We start from the raw sequence: 17,653 nt of genomic DNA, 5'->3' as shown, positions 1-17,653 counted from the left end.
CGGTGCTGCCGGCCCCGCGCGCTAGCCGTCGACGCGCAGCAGCAGCCGAAACGCAGCTCCAGCGCGCTCGACGCTCGGCTCGTCGCCCGAGATCAGATCAGCGTACGAGAACGACTCAGACACCCGCGACAGCAGGTAAGCGAGCCCCGCCGGGTCGATCGCGCCCCCAAGCGGCCGCTCGCCAAGCTCCCGGCGCACGAGCCACTCGACGGTCGCGAGAAAGCGCCGCTGAATGGGGCTCTCCTTCGTCGTCAGCAATCTGAGCGCGCGGGCGGGCTCGCGCCGCAGGAACGTTCGAAAGTAGGTCGCGTTAATCAGCCCGTCGACAAACTCCGTGAGCATCGCGACCAGCCGCGGTGCCCCCGACAGGTGAGCTGAAGCCTGCTCGGCCTGCACCCAGGTCGGCACCGCGAGCGACCACAGCACCTCGCTCAGCAGCGCGTCACGGTTGCCGACCCAGCGAAACAGAGAGGTGCGATCAACCCCGAGCTCCGCCGCGAGTTCTCCCATCGAAATGCGGTTCCCCTCAATGAACGCTTCGCGCGCGCGGTCGAACGCGCGCACGGCGTCGTCTCGGGTGTCGAGGCGATCAGAGAGCAGCGACGGGGCCGCCTCGAGCCCCACCCGCGCAATGTGCGCGCCGTCTATGCTGTGCATCCGTTTACTCTATCCGGCGACTATCGTCACGGTGCAACAAATTCAAAAACAGTGTGCACATTCTGAAATATGATGCATACTGGACACGGTCGCTGACGACCGGAGGGCCGACGAGACCGCCTCAGGCGCGTGCGTCGCACCGGTTGCGAGCGATGCAGCCCGGGCGCGCAACGACGCCGCGCCGATCCGCCACCAGAGGAGCCCCCATGTCAGAGGCATTTATCGTTTCCACCGCACGATCCCCCATCGGTAGGGCCCGCAAGGGCTCGCTCGCGTCGCTGCGCGGCGACGACCTCGCCGCCGCGATGGTGCGTGCGGCGCTCGACAAGGTCCCCGGCCTCGACCCCACCCGCGTCGAAGACATCATCCTCGGCACCGGCCAGCCTGCTGGCGAGCAGGGCTTCAACCTCGCCCGCATCGTATCGGTGCTCCTCGGCCTCGACACCGTGCCCGGCACGACCGTCAACCGCTATTGCTCCTCGTCATTGCAGAGCACGCGCATGGCGTTCCACGCGATCAAGGCGGGTGAGGGCGATATTTTCGTCTCGGCAGGCGTCGAGATGGTCAGCCGCTTCACCCAGGGCATGGCAGATGCCACCCCCGGCATCAACATCGAGAACCCGGTGTTTACCGATGCCGTCGCGCGCACGCAGGCTCGCACCGCTGCGGGCGCACCGACCTGGAGCGACCCGCGCGAGGCCGGGGCGCTGCCAGACGCCTACATCGCCATGGGGCAGACCGCCGAGAACGTCGCCCAGCTCCGCGGCATCACCCGCGATGAACAAGACGCCTTCGCGGCCCGCTCCCAGCAACGCGCCGAGGCGGCGATCGCGTCAGGCTTCTGGGAGCGCGACATCACACCGGTCACGCTCCCCGACGGCACCGTCGTCTCGGCCGACGACGGCCCCCGCCCGGGAGTCACCCTCGAGGCCCTCGCAGGGCTCGACCCCGTGTTTCGCCCAGACGGCACCGTCACGGCCGGCAACTGCTGCCCGCTCAACGACGGCGCCGCGGCCCTGGTTGTCGTCTCTGAGCGCATCGTCAACGAGCTCGGGCTCGAGCCCCTCGCGCGCATTGTCTCCACGGGCGTCAGCGGCCTCTCCCCCGAGATCATGGGTCTCGGCCCGGTCGAGTCGTCACGCCGCGCGCTCGCAGGCGCAGGCCTGTCGATCGACGACATCGACCTCGTTGAGATCAACGAGGCCTTCGCCGCCCAAGTCATTCCCTCGGCCCGCGAGCTCGGCATCGATGAGGAGCGGCTGAACGTGCACGGCGGCGCCATCGCCGTTGGCCACCCCTTCGGCATGACGGGGGCGCGCATCACCTCGACGCTCATCAACGGGCTGCGAGAAACGGGCGGGCGCTACGGGCTCGAGACCATGTGCGTTGGCGGCGGGCAGGGCATGGCGATGGTGCTCGAGCGGGTGTAGCCCGCACCACCGCACCGTTAATCACTTCCGCACTCCGTCACACCAGCATCACGACCCACTTGAGAGGACACCTCACATGACACGCACTGCCATCGTTACCGGAGCGGCCCGCGGCATCGGCGCCGCTACCGCCATTCGTCTCGCAGCCGAGGGCCACGCCGTCGGCGTGCTCGATCTCGACGAGGCCGCCTGCGCCGACACGGTCTCGGCAATCACCGAGGCCTGCGGCCGCGCCATCGCCGTCGGCGCAAACGTCGCGGACGGCGCCGCCGTCGCTGCTGCTGTCGCCCGTGTCGCCGAAGAGCTCGGCGCCCCGACGATTCTCGTGAACAACGCCGGCATTATTCGCGACAACCTGCTCTTCAAGATGTCGGAAGACGACTGGGATGCGGTGCTCGGCGTGCACCTGCGCGGCGCCTTCCTCATGAGCCGCGAGGTGCAGAAACACCAGGTCGAAGCCGGGTGGGGGCGCATCGTCAACCTGTCGAGCACCTCGGCGCTCGGCAACCGCGGCCAGGCCAACTACTCGGCAGCGAAGGCCGGCATGCAGGGCTTCACGAAGACGCTCGCGATCGAGCTCGGGCGCTATGGCGTCACCGCAAACGCAATCGCCCCTGGCTTCATCGTGTCAGACATGACCCGGGCGACCGCCGAGCGCATGGGGGTGTCGTTCGACGAGTTCGTCGGGCACATGGTCGCAGATATTCCGGTGGCCCGCGCTGGGGAGCCCGGCGACATTGCCAACGCTGTCGCGTTCTTCTGCTCCGAGGCCGCTGGCTTCGTCTCTGGCCAGGTGCTGTACGTCGCGGGAGGGCCCAAAGCATGACGATCACCGTTGCCACACCGGCGGAGCTCGCGGGCAAGGTGGGCGAGACCGCGACGGGCGGCTGGCTCTCGATCGATCAGCAGCGCATCGACGCGTTTGCGCACGCGACGGGCGACGAGCAGTGGATTCACGTCGACCCTGAGCGCGCAGCCAGCGGCCCCTTCGGCGCAACGATCGCCCACGGCTACCTCACGCTGTCGCTCATTCCCCACCTCGCCGGCGGGTTGATGGCCGTCGAGCGGCTTGCGATGGCCGTGAACTACGGCCTCGACCGGGTGCGCTTTCTACGACCCGTGACGGTGGGCTCACGGGTGCGAGCCACGATCGAGATCACCTCTGCCGAAGAGAGCCGACAGGGCTGGCGAGTCGGCAGCCGCACGACCGTCGAGATCGAGGGCAGCGAACAACCGGCCCTCGTCGCCGACACTATAGCGCTCTACGTGCCGGAGCGGTAGCCGCAGGCGCGGGCGGGGCTGGGTGCGCCGCGGGCTCGCCCCGCTACGACGCGAGCCTGGGCACGACGCGCATCGAATCGACGCGCTCGGCGATGACACCCTCGCGGGCCCAGCGCTCCTGCAGCCCGGCGAGCATCGCGGTGAGTGCTTCGCGATCGAGGCCATCGTCGATGAGCAGATGCACCTCGGTCTCGGGCGCCGTGAGGTCGCCTGCGGGGTCACCCGGCAGCAGGGCGAGCGCGCGGAGGGAGACCTCGCCAGCCGCCCCAGCCAAGAAGGCGTCGCGCACCACCGGGTCGGCCCAGGCGGGCGGCCCCGTCTCGCCGAGGGCGACAGCCTCGAGTTCGGGCCGCCGAATGCCAAACTGAGTGCCGGGCGACCCGGGGTCGACGATGATCAGGTCAGTGCCCTCTTGCGCCGCCGCTATCGCGGCCTGCGGGCCGGGCACCGGAATCGGGCGCGACCCGGGGTTCCAGCGCTGCATCGCGGCCACCGATGAGAACACCGGCATCACGCGCCGCCCATCGGGGCTCGCGACAGTCACGATCGAGAGCTCCTGGGTCTTCTCGACGATGCGACCGTCTGGCGTCTCCCCCAGCTCGCCGGCCTCGGCGAGCAGCGGCACCAGCACGCGGCAGCGCGACAGCTCCATGAGCACGGCCTGGCGCAACGTCGACAGCTGTGCAATGACCTCGGGCGCCGCACCGCCTGCGCGGTAGCCCTCGGCCGCAGCCCGCATCGCGGCGAGCGCGGTGGCGAGCGCTGGCGGGGTCTCGCCGTCGTCGTCGGCGAACGCGGTCTCGTGGTGGTCGAAGGTGCGACCCGCCCACGGAAACCCCGCCGAATCGGCTGCCCCGCCGGCAACCAAGCTGTCGGGCACGCCCGTCGCCCTCGGGGTGTCGCCGGTCGACGGCAGCTTCTTGATCGCCATCTCGCGCCCCGCGCTACCTGCCAGCTACGTCGAGCGCCGCTGGCAGCGTAAACGCACCGTCGTACAGCGCCTTGCCGATAATCGCGCCCTCGACGCCGTGCGGCACGGCCTCGCGGAGAGCCGCGATGTCGTCGAGGCTCGAGATGCCGCCAGAGGCGATCACCGGGCGATCGGTGCGCGAGCAGACCTTCTTGAGCAGTTCGACGTTCGGGCCGGCCATCATGCCGTCTTTCGTGACGTCGGTGACGACATAGCGCGGGCAGCCCGCCTCCTCGAGCCGCTCGAGCACGTCCCACAGGTTTCCGCCGTCTTCGGTCCAGCCGCGGGCCGCGAGGGTTTCGCCGCGCACGTCGAGGCCGACGGCGATCTGCTCGCCGTAGTGGGCGATCACGGCGCGAGTCCATTCGGGGTTCTCGAGGGCGGCGGTTCCGAGGTTGACGCGGGCGGCGCCCATCTCGAGGGCCGCTTCGAGGCTCGCGTCGTCGCGGATCCCGCCCGAAAACTCGATCTTCACCCGGTTCCCGGCCCTGGCGATGATCTTGCGCGCGATGCCGACGTTGGAGCCGCGCCCAAATGCTGCGTCGAGGTCGACGAGGTGGATCCACTCGGCGCCCTGCTCGATCCAGTCCATTGCCGCGTCAACCGGGCTGCCGTAATTGGTCTCGGTGCCTGCGGCCCCCTGGGTGAGGCGCACGGCCTTGCCGTCGACCATGTCGATGGCGGGCAGCAGCTGCAGCTTCGGGCTCGTCGCGAGCTCGGTCATTGGTTCTCCTTGATGGGGCGTGCGGGGGTGAGCGAGCCGATCCAGTTGCGGAGCAAATGGATGCCGGCCTCGCCCGATTTTTCGGGGTGAAACTGGGTCGCGCTCAGCGGGCCATTCTCGACCGCGGCGACGAACGGCTCGCCGTAGTTCGACCAGGTGACCCTCGGAGCGGTCGCGGGCGTGCGCCCCTCGAGCGACCACTCGGTGGCCGCATTGGAGTGCACGAAATAGAAACGCTCGGCCTCGATGCCCCGCAGCAGCACCGAGCCTTCGGGTGCCTCGACGGTGTTCCACCCCATGTGGGGCAGCGTCGGGGCTTCGAGCTCTCGCACCGTGCCCGGCCACTCGCCGAGGCCCTCGGTCTCGACGCCCCGCTCAATGCCGCGCTCGAACATGACCTGCAGCCCGACGCAGACGCCGAGCACGGGGCGACCGCCCGCGAGCCTGCGGCCGATGAGCTCGTGGCCCTGAATCGCACGCAGCTGCGCCATCACGGCGTCGAACGCACCGACACCGGGAACGAACAGGCCGTCGGCGCCGAGCACGCGCTGCGGGTCGCGAGTGAGCTCGACCTCGGCGCCGGCGCGCACGAGCGCCTTCACCGCAGAGTGAACGTTACCCGACCCGTAGTCGAGCACTGCGACGCGCGGGGCATCGCCTCCGCTCACAGCGCGCCCTTGGTGGAGGGAATGCCGGTCACCAGTGGATCCTTCGCTTTTGCCGTGCGGAATGCGCGCGCGAAGGCCTTGAACTCCGCCTCAGCGATGTGATGCGGGTCGCGGCCCTCGATGAGGCGCAGGTGCACCGACAACCTCGCGTTGAGGGTAATCGCCTCGAAGAAGTGCCGCACCATCGAGCCCGTGAAGTGGCCGCCGATGAGGTGAAACTCGAACCCCTCGGGCTCGCCCGAGTGCACGAGGTACGGCCGACCCGAGATGTCAACGACGGCCTGCGCGAGCGCCTCGTCGAGCGGCACGAAGGCGTCGCCGTAGCGCGAGATGCCGCGCTTGTCGCCGAGCGCCTCGAGAATCGCCTGGCCGAGCAGAATGCCGGTGTCTTCGACCGTGTGGTGCACGTCGATGTGCACATCGCCCTCGGCGCGCACTGTGAGGTCGGTGAGCGAGTGCCGCGCGAACGCGGTGAGCATATGGTCGAAGAACGGCACACCGGTTTCGATATCTGCTTCGCCGGTACCGTCGAGGTTCAGGGTCAGTCGAATAGCGGACTCACTGGTGGCGCGCTCAAGCGTCGCGATGCGTGCAGCTTCGGTCATGCTCTCGATCCTATCGCGAGGCATCGCTCTGGCGCTGCCTGGCCCGCCAGCGCATCACGGCCCAGATGCCCAGCCCGGCGACGGCTGCGACGCCGAGCACAACGAGGTCGGAGACGCCAGCGGTCGCCCGCATCACGTTCGCCTCGACGCCCGCCTGGGTGCTCGCATCGAGCATGCCGCCAAACTTTTGCGCCCCGTCGGTTGCGAGCATGAACACGCCCACCGCGATCGTGATGAGCCCGCCGATCACGTTCGACCAGGAATTGCGCCACCGCCCGATCACGAGCTCGCGCGGTCGCATCAGCTTACGCACCCCGGGTATGCGGTTCCACACCAGCGCAAGCAGAGCGAGCGGCACCGTCATTCCCGCGGCGTAGAGCAGCATTGTTGCCCCGCCCATGAGCGCGTTGCCGCCGAACGCCGCCATCGCGAGCACGGCGCCGAAGATGGGCCCCGCGCAGCCCCCGGCGAGCCCGTACACGGCGCCGAGCGCGTACACGGAGGCGACCGAGGTGCCCCGGGCGCTCTGCTGCTTGGTGAGCGCCGGGAGCGGAATGCCGAGCAGCATCACCGCGCCGAGCACGATGACGAGAACCAGCACCCACGTCATGAGGCCGCTGCGGTTGGCCGCGACCCACGCGCCGAGCGTACCGGCGAGCAGGCCGAGCGGCACGAGCGTCGTCGCGAGGCCAAGGAAGAAGGCCCCCGTGCGCGAGGCGAGCTCGCTCGGCCCCTGAAACGCGTACGCGAAAAACGCTGGCAGCACCATCACCGAGCAGGGGCTCAAGAGCGCGAGCGTGCCGCCGAGAAACGCTCCGAGCAGGCTGAGATCCACCGCGCGACGCTCCCTCTTCGCTAGTTCTTCTTTGCCTCGCGCGCCGCAGCCACCGCGGCGTCGAGCTGGTCACGGAAGGTGTCGACAGGTTGCGCGCCGCTCATGACCTGCCCGCAGTTGCTCGTGGCGAAGAACGGTACGCCCGTGACGCCGATCGCCTGCGCCTCGGCTGTGTCCTTGCGCACCGCGTCTTCGAACTTGCCGCTCTCAACGTCGGCCGTGAATGCGGCGATGTCTGCCACGCCAGCGGCCTTCGCGAAGCCAACCAGGGCCTCGAGGTTGAACTCGCCGTTCTCGTCTTTCGCGCTGTCGGGTGCGTGGTACACCTCATCGTAGAACTCGAAGTACCTGCCCTGATCGCCAGCTGCGCGCGACGCTGCGGCAATGAGAATTGAGTTCTCCCCGCCAACGAGCGCCGCGTCGTGAATCTCGAGCCGCACCTTGCCGGTCTCGACATACTCTTCGATCAGCACGGGCAGCGTGTCGCGCGAGAACGAGCCGCAGTAGGGGCAGCGGAAGTCGGTCCACTCGTGGAGCACGACCGGCGCGTCGACATCGCCGAGAGCGCGCGGGTCGTCGGGGTCGCGCCTGTCGGTGACGGGGCAGGAGTCAGCCGACTGGTCGGCCCCGCTGGAGTTGCCCGCACTGTTCGCCGATTCGCCACCCGAGCGAGGCGCGGCCCCCGCGCTGCCCGTGAAGCCCTGCGCGCCGAGCGCAGCAACGAGCAGCAGCGAGACACCGGCGAGAATCACCGTGGCGAGGCGCATGCGCCGGTAGCGGCGTTCGAGAGCGGGGCGGTCGAGAGCTTCAATCGGCTGCGGCATACCGTCGAGCCTAACGGGCTTTGCAGGGAGCTTCGCCCAGGAAGTGTTCACGAGCGAACCTGCGGGGTACTGCGATGGGCTTAGACACTCCCCGCCGGGCCGAAGGCCGTGATCGCGTCGATCACTACCTGCGTCTCTTCGGCAGTGCCGGCGGTGATGCGCACGTGCCCGGGAATGGCGAGGTCGCGCACCAGAATTCCCTGGTCGCGCAGGCGCTCGAACACGGCCCCAGGGTCTCGGAAGCCACCGACGAGCAAAAAGTTCGAGCCCGACTCGTGCACGACGTAGCCGAGACCGCCTAGGGCCTCGCCGAGCCTGTCACGCTGCGACCTGATCTCGTCGACGGTCGCTAGCATCGCGGCCGAATGGGCGACGGCGGTGGTCGCCGCCGCCTGCGTGAGGCCCGACAGGTGGTAGGGCAGCCTCACAAGCCGCAGCGCATCGACCACGGCGCTGTCTGCCGCGAGGTAGCCGAGTCGCACGCCGGCGAACGCGAACGCCTTGCTCATGGTGCGGCTGACGATCAAGCGGTGCCTGCCTGGCAGCAGCGAGATCGCGGTCTCGGTGTCGGTGTCAAACTCCTTGTAGGCTTCGTCGACAATGAGAATGCCGTCGAACGCGTCGTAGGCGGCGCGAATCGTCTCGAGGCTCATCGGGGTGCCCGTCGGGTTGTTGGGCGCGCACAGCACCACGATGTCTGGCTTGTGCTCGGTGATGGCCGCGACGGCGAGCTCGGGCGAGACCGTGTAGTCGTCGGCCCGTGGCACGTCAACCCAGCCGGTGTCGGTGCCGTCGGCGAGCAGCGGGTACATGGAGTAGGTCGGAGTGAAGCTCATGAGGGTGCGGCCTGGGCCACCAAACGCCTGCAGAATCTGCTGCAGCACCTCGTTCGACCCGTTAGCCGCCCACACCTGCTCCGGGGTGAGCCCGTAGCAAAGGTAGCCCGCGAGCGCCTCGCGGAGCCCCATGAACTCGCGGTCGGGGTAGCGATTCACGTTGCGAAGCGCTGCTGCGAGAGCCTCGGTGGCGTCGGCGATGAAAGCCTCGGGGAGCGGGTGCGTGTTTTCGTTCACGTTCAGGCTGACAGGCACCGCTGCCTGCGGCGCGCCATACGGCGCCTTGCCTACGAGATTGTCACGGAGGGGAAGATCACTGAGTTCGGCCACTCGCCCAGTCTAGCCAGCCGCCGCCGGCCGGTGAGCATGCGCCCCGTAGCCTGTGAAGCATTGGACGATCAGAACGCAATCGAACTAGATCGGCGCGGTTCGAGGCCCGTCGACGCAGCGACCCGGCCCGGCGTTCGCGCCGGTCGCGCCGGTCGCGCCTTGTGTGTGTCTCGCTACTCGCCGAATCTTCTGTTCGCCGACCGCGGCGTTTACCCGTCTTACTGCTCGATGAGCGCACCGCACACCGGTCGCGCTATGCGCGAGTCTTGCTACTCGCCGATCGCGGCGAACGTGAGGTCACTGCCCTCGAAGCGCAGCGGCACCGCGATCGAGTCGCCAGCACGCAGGTCTGCGGCATCGATCTGATTCAGCCGCTGCAGCTCGGCGACAATGTCGCGAGGGTCTGCGGCGGGGTCGAGCGCCGAGGCAATGCTCCACAGCGAGTCGCCCGACTGCGCGAGCACGTAGGGGAACTCTTGCGAGCTCACCGTGCCGTTTGCCTCTGCGCCCGGCGCTGCGAACGCCGCAGCCACACCGAGCGCCCCGGCGATCAGCACCGTGGCGAGGCCACCGAACACGATGCGCCCGCGCCTCGTCAGGCGGAGCTTGGCGGGGCCGGCCACGGTCGAAGCAGCCGCGCCAATGCGGGGGCTCAGCGGGGTAACGATTGCCGTTGCAGTCATGAGGAGTTCCTCTCTCGAGATTGTTCGATCACACTTCAGCAGTTCGAACATCTATTTCGAATATATCTTCGAATGAACGAAACCGCAACCGCAAACTTCGAACAAATATCGCAGCTATTCACACGACACTCGAACGAATGTTTGCCCCGCCTCGAATATCCGAGCTAGGGTTTCGAACAACGAGTTCACCCAATCAGTGACCTCCGACATTCACGCTCACCCCGGCCTGAGCCCCCGAACCCCCCTGAGCAGCCGCGCTCCGGCGCACACGACGACCGCACCACGAGAGGACGAGCGATGAGCGATCTGGCCTCAGCGCCGCGAAAGCCGCTGACAGAGAAGCAGCAGGCGATCCTGGAGTTCATCGCACGCTCGGTCGAGTCACGCGGGTACCCACCGAGCATGCGCGAGATCGGAGACGCCGTCGGGCTCTCCTCACTCTCGAGCGTTACGCACCAGCTGAGTCGGCTCGAACTCGGCGGCTACATTCGCCGCGACCCCAATCGGCCGCGGGCACTCGAGATTCTCGTGGAGCTCGCGGTCACGAGCAGCGCGCTTGCCGACTCCCCCTCGGTCGAGGCACAAGAGACTGCCTTCATCCCGCTCGTCGGCCAAATCGCCGCAGGCGTGCCAATCACGGCCGACCAGCAGGTCGAAGAGATCGTTCCGCTCCCCCGGCAGCTCGTCGGCGACGGGCAGCTGTTCATGTTGAAGGTCGTCGGCGAATCGATGATTGACGCTGCAATCTGCGACGGCGACTTCGTCGTTGTGCGCCAGCAGCGGGAGGCCGACAATGGCGACATCGTTGCCGCCATGCTTGACGGCGAGGCTACGGTCAAAGTCTTCCGCAGGCGCGACGGCCACACCTGGCTACTGCCGAGAAACAGCGCGTTCGAGCCGATTCTCGGCGATCACGCCGAGGTGCTTGGCAAGGTTGTCGCGGTCTTCCGCTCCGTGTAGCGACGCGCACCGCCCAGCACCAGAAACCCCCTGCAGAAACAGGGGGTTTCTGCATTCCCACGGCCCGAGCCCGCGCGCCCGAGCCTATTGAACGCAGATCACCCCGGTTTCTGCAGCCAGCGCCCCGCCGCGCACGGACCCAACCCCACAGCTCGCACGCAGCCGCGCCCGCAGCAACAGCGCGGAACGCCAAACTACACCATCTTGATTTGTTAGACGCAGTCCAACTAACATGTTGGTATGCGCTCCATCACCGCAGCTGGCCCGGTCACGCCAGCGCCGCCACCGTGGCCCGCCCCCGCCCAATCGCACCGGGCAACCCCGAGGTTTGTGACAGCCGGGCTGGCCCCGAACTTCGTCGACTACGCGCTCGGCCTCGAGCTCCAGGCCGAGGCCAGCGCCCGGCTGAGCCAATCGAACCCACCAGCGGGTTCGAACCCACCAGCCGCATCACACCCACCAGCGGGTTCGAACCCACCAGCCGCATCACACCCACCAGCGGGTTCGAACCCACCGGCCGCATCACACCCACCAGCCGATTCGAACGAAGTGAGTGCACGGAGCAACCCAGCCGCGCTCGCGCGACCGGGCGACGCGCACGACGCCGGCACGGTGCTCCTGCTCGAGCACACTCCGGTCTACACGGCTGGCCGCCGAGCAGAGGCGCATGAGTACCCGAGCGACGGCACGCCGGTCGTCGCCGTGAATCGAGGCGGCAAGGTCACCTGGCACGGGCCCGGCCAGCTCGTCGCCTACCCGGTGATTCGGCTCGCGAGCGGCTTTGGCGGGGCCGACCTCGTGCGCGCGCTCGAGGGCGCGCTCATCGCGGTCGTCGCCGAGTTTGGCATAGCGGGCACCCGCGTCGACGGCCGCACCGGAGTGTGGACCGAGCTGCGGGCCTCAGCCGCACCCGCACCAACACTCAGCAAGCTCGCCCAGATCGGCATTCACGTCAGCCGGCGCATCGTCACGCACGGCATCGCGCTGAACTGCAGCAATGACCTCGCCCCGTTCGCAAACTTCGTACCGTGCGGCATCACCGACGCCGGGGTCACCACCCTCAGCGACTGCGTCGGGCGCACCGTCACTCCCGCCGAAGTCGCCCCGGCACTCGAGCGCCATCTCGCTCCCGTACTCGAAAGGTTCGCCGTATGAGCGCCCAGATACTCCCCGCAACGGGCACGCGCCCCGAGCCCGAGCAGCGCAGGCTGCTGCGGGTCGAGGCCAAGAACGCTGAGACCCCCATCGAGCGAAAGCCCGAGTGGATCAAAACGCGCGCGAAAACCGGCCCCGAGTACCTTGCCGTGCAGCAGCTCGTGCGCTCCGAGGGGCTGCACACGGTGTGCGCCGAGGCGGGCTGCCCGAACATCTACGAGTGCTGGGAAGACCGCGAGGCAACGTTTCTTATCGGCGGCTCCATCTGCACCAGGCGCTGCGATTTCTGCCAGATCACCTCTGGTAAGCCGCTCCCTCTCGACCGCGACGAGCCGCGCCGCGTCGCCGAGTCTGTGCGCACGATGGGGCTGCGCTACGCGACAATCACGGGGGTGACGCGCGACGACCTGCCTGACACCGGAGCGTGGCTGTACGCCGAGACGATCCGCCAGATTCACGCGCTCAACCCCGGTTCGGGGGTCGAGGTGCTCGCCGACGATCTCGGGGGTCGACCAGAGCACCTCGCGCAGGTGTTCGAGGCTGCCCCCGAGGTGTTCGCGCACAACCTCGAGACCGTGCCGCGCATCTTCCGGCGCATCAGGCCTGGGTTTCGCTACGAGCGCTCGCTCGAGGTGATCGCCGAGGCGCGCGACGCGGGCATGATCACGAAATCAAACCTCATTCTCGGCATGGGCGAATCGCGCGACGAGGTGTCGGCGACGATGCGTGAACTGCGCGACGCGGGCTGCGACATCCTTACCCTCACCCAGTACCTGCGCCCGTCGAAGCTCCACCACCCCATCAATCGTTGGGTGCGCCCCGAGGAGTTCGTCGAGCTCACCGCCGAGGCCGAGGCGCTCGGGTTCGACGGCGTGCTCGCCGGGCCGCTCGTGCGATCCTCGTACCGCGCGGGTCGGCTGTGGGCTCAGACGATGCAGCGCAAGGGCCGCGCGGTGCCAGCGGAGCTGCGACACCTCGCGGAGCGCGCTGCCGGCGCAGACGTCACGGCAGACTTCCCGCAGGCCGTCGCCACGGTGTAAGGGGCAACCCGCAACGCGGACCGCAGCACCCAGCACCTCCCCGAACCGCGCAACCCCTAGACCAACAGATCCAGCTCCTCGAGCACCGCGAGCACCTGCTCGTGCCGGTTGAACGTGTAGAGGTGGATCGACGGCGCGCCGCCGGCGAGCAGCTCGCGCGCGAGCGAGATCGTGTGCTCGACCCCGAGCTCGGGCGCGAACCCGCCGGCCGCCTCCATCGCGCGCTCGAGCGAAACGGGCGCCGGGCGCCCCGCGAGCGAGGCGACCTTGCGCAGTTGCCCGCTCGTCGAGACGGGCATGAGCCCCGGCAGAATCGGCATCTTCAGCCCGGCGGAGCGGGCGGCGTCAACGAAGCCGAGGTACTCCTCCGCTAAAAAGAACAGCTGTGTAATCGCAAACTGCGCCCCCGCGGCCTCCTTCGCGAGCAGCCAGTCAATGTCGGCCGACTGCCCGCGCGACAGCGGGTGCCCGTTCGGGTAGGCGGCGACAGCGGTGCGCCCGACACTCGTGAACGCAGGCCGCTCGGCCCGCGCCTCGGCGATGAGCTCGGTGAGTTCGAGAGCGCTGAGCGACCCGGCAACCTCCGGGCTCGTTTCGTCGAGCCCGCGAGGTGGGTCGCCGCGCAGCGCGAGGAAGTCGTGGATGCCCGCGTCCATCACCCGGTGGATCGTCTCGCGCACAACCTCGCTGCTCTCGCCGACCGTGGTGAGGTGCGCGAGCGGCAGCGCCTCGGTGTGGTCGCGCAGGTAGGCGAGCAGGTCGAGCGAGGCGTCGCGGTGCGACCCATTCGCTCCGTAGGTCACCGAGATGAAGTCGGGGCCGACCGCAGACAGGTGCTGCACGGAGTTGCCGAGCGCGAGCGCCGCGGCCCCAGACCGCGCCGGGAAGACCTCGAACGAGAAGCGCGCGCGGGTCGGGGCACTGCCGGTGAGCAGGGTCGCGTTCATGGTGTGCCCTCCGTCGCCGGTGCGGATCCGCCACCGCTGGCGGCCGAGCCCACGCTCGAGCCGCCGCGCTCCGATCCACCAGCCACCGCACCACCAAGCACCGAACCACCAAGCACCGACCCGCCGAGCACCTCACCGGCAAGCTCCGTGCCGCGCACACGCGCGGCGACCTTCGCGAAGGCGACGTCGCGCGCGTGGTCAGGTGAGCCGTGCCGCGGTTTCTCGTCGATGAGATACGGCGAGAAGCCGCAGTCATCGGTCGAGCCGAGCAGCTCGGGCGGCACGAACCTCGCCGCGCGCACGAGCTGGTCGCGCACCTGTTCAGCGGTCTCGAGCTTCGGGTTCGTCGGGTTCGTTACGCCGAGCAGCACCCGGGGTGCCTCCCGACCAGCGGCCGCGAGCGCCGAGATTTCGCGGCCTACGAGCCGCGCGACGCGGTCGGGCTCCTTCTCGCTCGCTGCCTGCACGAGAAAGTAACCCGCCTCGATCTGAAACAGCTCGGGCAACAGCTCGGCGTAGTCGACGTCGGCGCTGTGCGCGGAGTCGTTGTCGTTGCCGGGGCAGGTGTGCACGCCGACGTGCGCGCGCTCGGCGTCCGTGAGCTCGCCGAGCACGCGGTTGAGCAGCTCGATGAAGCCCGCGAGCGCCCTCGGGCCGGCCCACGGGGCGCGCACGTCGCGCCTGAGTGCGAGCCTGCCCTCGGTGAAGTCGATCGAGACGCGGCTCGCGCCAGCGGCGAAGCACCGCCTGATGTCTTCGGCGCAGCCAGCGACGACGTCTGCAAGAAACTCCTCGCGCGAGTAGCCGCCGAGGCCGGCCTCCGGCACCGTGAGCGAGAGCATCGACGGCGAGATCACGGCCTGCTTCAGCGGCAGCTCGGTGTGCATGCGCGCCCGCGCGACGTCGTCGGCCGCCCAGCTCTGAAACCGAAACGGCGCCGTGGTGAGCCTGGGCACGACGCGGTGGTGCCCGTCTGCGAACACCGCGAATACCGGCCCCGCCTCGACATCGCCGCCCGCGAGCGGGTAGCTTGCGAAGCTCTGCCTGCGCTGCTCGCCGTCGCTCACGATCGGCGAGCCCGTCGCCGCGAGCCTGTCGAGGGTGTCGCGCACCGCGAGCTCCTGCTCTGCCTCGAGCTCCGTTGCCGAGATCGCGCCGATCTCGGCGTCGAGCACGGTGCGCTGCAGCCGGGCCGGGCGCGGCAGCGAGCCGACCTGCTCGGTGGGCAGCACGCCCACCGGCCAGGCCTCCGCCGCGCCCACAGATTCCGCGCCCACTACGCCTCCGCGCGCACGGCCTTCGCGGCCAGCACGAGGTTCGTGAGGCTCGCGACGGTCTCGTCGTAGCCGCGGGTCTTCAGCCCGCAGTCGGGGTTCACCCAGAGCTGCTCGCCCGGAATGCGCGCGGCGGCGATGCGAATAAGCTCAGTCTGCTCGTCGACGCCCGGCACGCGCGGCGAGTGAATGTCGTAGACGCCGGGGCCGATGCCGCGGGAGTAGCCGTGGTCGCCGAGCGGCTCGACGACGTCCATGCGGCTGCGCGCAGCCTCGATCGAGGTGACGTCGGCGTCGAGGCCGTCGACCGCGTCGATGATCTCGCCGAACTCCGAGTAACACAGGTGCGTGTGGATCTGCACGTCTGCTCCGGCTCCGCCAGTCGCGAGCCGGAACGCGCCGACCGACCAGTCGAGGTAGGCGGCCTGGCGGTCGCGGTCGAGCGGCAGCAGCTCGCGCAGCGCCGGCTCGTCAACCTGCACGATGGAGATGCCGGCGTCGACGAGATCCGCAATCTCATCGCGCAGCGCGAGCGCGACCTGCGATGCGGTGTCTGACAGCGGCTGGTCGTCGCGCACGAACGACCACGCGAGAATCGTGACGGGGCCCGTGAGCATGCCCTTCACCGGCCGCTCGGTGAGCGACTGCGCGTAGGCCGACCAGCGCACCGTCATCGGCGCGGGCCGCGACACATCGCCCCAGAGAATCGAGGGGCGCGTCGCGCGGCTGCCGTACGACTGCACCCAGCCGTGCTCGGTCACCGCGAAGCCGTCGAGCAGCTCTGCGAAGTACTGCACCATGTCGTTGCGCTCCGCCTCGCCGTGCACAAGCACGTCGAGCCCGATCTCCTCCTGCAGCGCGATCACGCGCGCGATCTCCTCGCGCAGGAAGCCGTCGTACGCCGCCTCGTCGATCTCGCCGCGCACAAACGAGGCGCGGGCGTTACGAATCTCGGCGGTCTGCGGGAACGAGCCGATCGTCGTCGTCGCGAGCGCGGGGATGTTCAGGCCGTGCTGCGCCTCCCGGCGGTCGGCCTCGCTCACGCGGGTGCGATCGGCGTCTCCGGCGGCCGCAGCGCGGGTGCGGATCGCGTCGACGCGCACGCCTTCAGCCGCGTCGCGGTCGGCGAGCACCCGATCAACCTCGGCGAGCTCTGCCTCGATCGCCTCCTCGCCCTCGGCGAGCCCGCGCGCAAGCACCGCGACCTGCTCGACCTTCTGGTCGGCAAACGCGAGCCACGAGCGCAGCTTCGCGTCGAGCTTTGCCTCGTCAGCGACGTCGTGCGGCACGTGCTGCAGGTTGTTCGACGTGCCAACGACGGTCTGAATGCCGGCGTCTGCGAGCGAGCGGAGCGTGGCCGCTGCCTCGCGCAGGTCGGTGCGCCAGATGTTGCGGCCGTCGACGACGCCGGCGACGAGCTGGGTGCCTTCGAACGCGGCGGCGAGCGAGCCGTCTGCGAGCTCGGCCGTCGGCAGCGAGCCGCGCACGAGGTCGGCCTGCACAGCCTCGACGGGGAGCTTGGCGAGACGGGCGAGCGCAGCTGACGCGTCGCCGTAGGGCGCTGCGATGAGGATCCGCGGGCGATCCGCCCCCGCACCGAGTGCCCCGTACGCGCGCTCAACAAGCGCGAGCGTTTCCTCGCGCGTCGTGCGCAGCGAGTCAGACACGAGCGCCGGCTCGTCGAGCTGCACCCAGGTCGCCCCGGCGGCGGCGAGCGCGGCGAGCAGCTCGGCGTAGACGGCGACGACCTCGTCGAGGCGCGACACGGGGTCGAAGCCCTCGCCGGCACCGTCTGCCGCCTTCGCGAGCAGCAGGTAGGTGACGGGGCCGACGATGACGGGCCGGGCCTCAATGCCCTGCTCGCGCGCCTCACCGAGCTGCGCGACGAGCGCCTTCGGGTTCGCACTGAACGCGGTGCGCTCCGAGATCTCGGGCACGCTGTAGTGGTAGTTCGTGTCGAACCACTTCGTCATCTCGAGCGGCTGGTGGGCCTTGTCGCCGCGCGCGAGCGTGAAGTAGGTCTCGAGGTCGGAGCCGGTGACGCCCGCGAAGCGCTCGGGAATCGCGCCGAGCGCGAGCGTCGCATCGAGCACCTGGTCGTAGAAGCTGAAGCTCTCTGGCACGGCCCCGCCCTCGGCTGGCAGCCCGAGCTCGACAAGTCGCGCCCGAGTCGCCGCGCGCAGCTCGGCCGCGGTCTGCTGCAGCTGCTCCTCGGTGATGCGGCCGGCCCAGAAGGCCTCGACGGCGCGCTTGAGCTCGCGGCGCCTGCCGATTCTCGGGTAGCCGGCGATGGTGGCGAGTGGAAGCGATGCAGCGGTCATGGGGCCCTCCGTCAGGTACAGTGCGTGCGTGTGACGGGCGGCGCCGAAGCGCCTTGCCGTGGTGCCCGTCTGCTGCAAAAGTACCCGGCGAGGCACCCCAAACCGGCCCCGAT

General features: G+C 69.3%; 18 protein-coding genes. 6 read left to right on the top strand and 12 right to left on the bottom strand.

Annotated elements, in window-relative coordinates; all coding sequences use genetic code 11:
• Positions 1-21: 21 nt before the first annotated feature.
• Positions 22-657 carry a QsdR family transcriptional regulator gene (locus tag ABD115_RS03960; protein ID WP_343958434.1) on the bottom strand — a complete coding sequence of 212 codons (636 nt, stop codon included), beginning with the start codon at positions 655-657 and terminating at the stop codon, positions 22-24.
• Positions 658-863: 206 nt separating this feature from the next.
• Here ABD115_RS03960 and ABD115_RS03955 point away from each other — a divergent pair, with 206 nt between their 5' ends.
• The 3 genes from ABD115_RS03955 (at position 864) to ABD115_RS03945 (ending at position 3,368) form a co-directional block, all read left to right on the top strand.
• A complete protein-coding gene (locus ABD115_RS03955; protein ID WP_343958432.1) occupies positions 864-2,087 on the top strand; it encodes an acetyl-CoA C-acetyltransferase in 1,224 nt (407 codons plus the stop codon).
• A gap of 76 nt (positions 2,088-2,163) precedes the next feature.
• Entirely contained in the window at positions 2,164-2,913 is a 750-nt protein-coding gene (locus ABD115_RS03950; protein WP_343958430.1) for an SDR family oxidoreductase, read from the top strand.
• A complete protein-coding gene (locus tag ABD115_RS03945; protein ID WP_343958428.1) occupies positions 2,910-3,368 on the top strand; it encodes a MaoC family dehydratase in 459 nt (152 codons plus the stop codon). Before ABD115_RS03950 ends, ABD115_RS03945 begins: the two co-directional genes overlap by 4 nt.
• 43 nt (positions 3,369-3,411) lie before the next feature.
• Here the strand turns inward: ABD115_RS03945 and ABD115_RS03940 are convergent, their stop codons facing one another.
• The 8 genes from ABD115_RS03940 to ABD115_RS03905 form a co-directional block, all read right to left on the bottom strand.
• Positions 3,412-4,299 (bottom strand): SseB family protein, encoded by an 888-nt coding sequence (locus tag ABD115_RS03940; protein WP_343958426.1) that lies wholly within the window; start codon positions 4,297-4,299, stop codon positions 3,412-3,414.
• 13 nt (positions 4,300-4,312) lie between these two features.
• Positions 4,313-5,062: a bifunctional 1-(5-phosphoribosyl)-5-((5-phosphoribosylamino)methylideneamino)imidazole-4-carboxamide isomerase/phosphoribosylanthranilate isomerase PriA gene (gene priA, locus ABD115_RS03935; RefSeq protein ID WP_343958424.1), complete on the bottom strand. Its 750-nt coding sequence runs from the start codon at positions 5,060-5,062 to the stop codon at positions 4,313-4,315.
• The gene (gene hisH, locus ABD115_RS03930) at positions 5,059-5,730 is read right to left on the bottom strand and encodes an imidazole glycerol phosphate synthase subunit HisH (protein ID WP_343958422.1); all 672 of its coding nucleotides are present in this window, start codon (positions 5,728-5,730) and stop codon (positions 5,059-5,061) included. The genes priA and hisH overlap by 4 nt, the downstream gene beginning before the upstream one ends.
• Positions 5,727-6,335, bottom strand: coding sequence for an imidazoleglycerol-phosphate dehydratase HisB (gene hisB / locus ABD115_RS03925; protein ID WP_343958420.1), 609 nt, complete (start codon positions 6,333-6,335; stop codon positions 5,727-5,729). The genes hisH and hisB overlap by 4 nt, the downstream gene beginning before the upstream one ends.
• A 10-nt stretch (positions 6,336-6,345) precedes the next feature.
• Entirely contained in the window at positions 6,346-7,170 is an 825-nt protein-coding gene (locus tag ABD115_RS03920) for a cytochrome c biogenesis CcdA family protein (protein WP_343958418.1), read from the bottom strand.
• 20 nt (positions 7,171-7,190) lie between these two features.
• Positions 7,191-8,045 carry a DsbA family protein gene (locus ABD115_RS03915; RefSeq protein ID WP_343958416.1) on the bottom strand — a complete coding sequence of 285 codons (855 nt, stop codon included), beginning with the start codon at positions 8,043-8,045 and terminating at the stop codon, positions 7,191-7,193.
• 29 nt (positions 8,046-8,074) lie between these two features.
• Complete coding sequence (locus ABD115_RS03910; RefSeq protein WP_343958414.1) at positions 8,075-9,160, bottom strand: histidinol-phosphate transaminase; 1,086 nt, start codon at positions 9,158-9,160, stop codon at positions 8,075-8,077.
• A gap of 269 nt (positions 9,161-9,429) precedes the next feature.
• Positions 9,430-9,843 carry a LysM peptidoglycan-binding domain-containing protein gene (locus ABD115_RS03905; RefSeq protein WP_343958412.1) on the bottom strand — a complete coding sequence of 138 codons (414 nt, stop codon included), beginning with the start codon at positions 9,841-9,843 and terminating at the stop codon, positions 9,430-9,432.
• A 297-nt stretch (positions 9,844-10,140) separates the two neighbouring features.
• Between ABD115_RS03905 and lexA the strand changes: the two genes are divergently transcribed.
• The 3 genes from lexA to lipA all read left to right on the top strand — a co-directional run bounded on the left by lexA (position 10,141) and on the right by lipA (position 12,998).
• Complete coding sequence (gene lexA / locus ABD115_RS03900; protein WP_343958410.1) at positions 10,141-10,803, top strand: transcriptional repressor LexA; 663 nt, start codon at positions 10,141-10,143, stop codon at positions 10,801-10,803.
• Between the two features lie 549 nt (positions 10,804-11,352).
• Positions 11,353-11,958 (top strand): lipoyl(octanoyl) transferase LipB, encoded by a 606-nt coding sequence (lipB, locus tag ABD115_RS03895; protein WP_343958408.1) that lies wholly within the window; start codon positions 11,353-11,355, stop codon positions 11,956-11,958.
• Complete coding sequence (lipA, locus tag ABD115_RS03890; RefSeq protein WP_343958406.1) at positions 11,955-12,998, top strand: lipoyl synthase; 1,044 nt, start codon at positions 11,955-11,957, stop codon at positions 12,996-12,998. The genes lipB and lipA overlap by 4 nt, the downstream gene beginning before the upstream one ends.
• 56 nt (positions 12,999-13,054) lie before the next feature.
• On the opposite strand, the gene ABD115_RS03885 is transcribed toward lipA, so the two are convergent.
• The 3 genes from ABD115_RS03885 to metE are packed head-to-tail and all read right to left on the bottom strand — an operon-like array spanning position 13,055 to position 17,540.
• Entirely contained in the window at positions 13,055-13,945 is an 891-nt protein-coding gene (locus ABD115_RS03885) for a methylenetetrahydrofolate reductase (protein ID WP_343958404.1), read from the bottom strand.
• On the bottom strand, positions 13,942-15,222 hold the full coding sequence (locus tag ABD115_RS03880) for a uroporphyrinogen decarboxylase/cobalamine-independent methonine synthase family protein (RefSeq protein WP_343958402.1): 1,281 nt from the start codon (positions 15,220-15,222) through the stop codon (positions 13,942-13,944). The genes ABD115_RS03885 and ABD115_RS03880 overlap by 4 nt, the downstream gene beginning before the upstream one ends.
• A complete protein-coding gene (gene metE, locus ABD115_RS03875; protein WP_343958400.1) occupies positions 15,222-17,540 on the bottom strand; it encodes a 5-methyltetrahydropteroyltriglutamate--homocysteine S-methyltransferase in 2,319 nt (772 codons plus the stop codon). The genes ABD115_RS03880 and metE overlap by 1 nt, the downstream gene beginning before the upstream one ends.
• Positions 17,541-17,653: the final 113 nt, after the last annotated feature.

Source organism: Leucobacter albus, from assembly GCF_039528015.1.
GTDB lineage: Bacteria > Actinomycetota > Actinomycetes > Actinomycetales > Microbacteriaceae > Leucobacter > Leucobacter albus.
Note: the sequence above shows the minus strand (reverse complement) of the source record. Positions and strands in the feature narration are given on the sequence as shown.

Excerpts from the sequence above, each read along its gene's own strand:
- ABD115_RS03940 (WP_343958426.1), bottom strand. The coding sequence starts at position 4,299 with ATGGCGATCAAGAAGCTGCCGTCGACCGGCGACACCCCGAGGGCGACG.
- lipA (WP_343958406.1), top strand. The coding sequence starts at position 11,955 with ATGAGCGCCCAGATACTCCCCGCAACGGGCACGCGCCCCGAGCCCGAG.
- ABD115_RS03905 (WP_343958412.1), bottom strand. The coding sequence starts at position 9,843 with ATGACTGCAACGGCAATCGTTACCCCGCTGAGCCCCCGCATTGGCGCG.
- hisB (WP_343958420.1), bottom strand. The coding sequence starts at position 6,335 with ATGACCGAAGCTGCACGCATCGCGACGCTTGAGCGCGCCACCAGTGAG.
- ABD115_RS03960 (WP_343958434.1), bottom strand. The coding sequence starts at position 657 with ATGCACAGCATAGACGGCGCGCACATTGCGCGGGTGGGGCTCGAGGCG.
- priA (WP_343958424.1), bottom strand. The coding sequence starts at position 5,062 with ATGACCGAGCTCGCGACGAGCCCGAAGCTGCAGCTGCTGCCCGCCATC.
- metE (WP_343958400.1), bottom strand. The coding sequence starts at position 17,540 with ATGACCGCTGCATCGCTTCCACTCGCCACCATCGCCGGCTACCCGAGA.
- ABD115_RS03955 (WP_343958432.1), top strand. The coding sequence starts at position 864 with ATGTCAGAGGCATTTATCGTTTCCACCGCACGATCCCCCATCGGTAGG.
- ABD115_RS03885 (WP_343958404.1), bottom strand. The coding sequence starts at position 13,945 with ATGAACGCGACCCTGCTCACCGGCAGTGCCCCGACCCGCGCGCGCTTC.
- ABD115_RS03950 (WP_343958430.1), top strand. The coding sequence starts at position 2,164 with ATGACACGCACTGCCATCGTTACCGGAGCGGCCCGCGGCATCGGCGCC.
- ABD115_RS03945 (WP_343958428.1), top strand. The coding sequence starts at position 2,910 with ATGACGATCACCGTTGCCACACCGGCGGAGCTCGCGGGCAAGGTGGGC.
- lexA (WP_343958410.1), top strand. The coding sequence starts at position 10,141 with ATGAGCGATCTGGCCTCAGCGCCGCGAAAGCCGCTGACAGAGAAGCAG.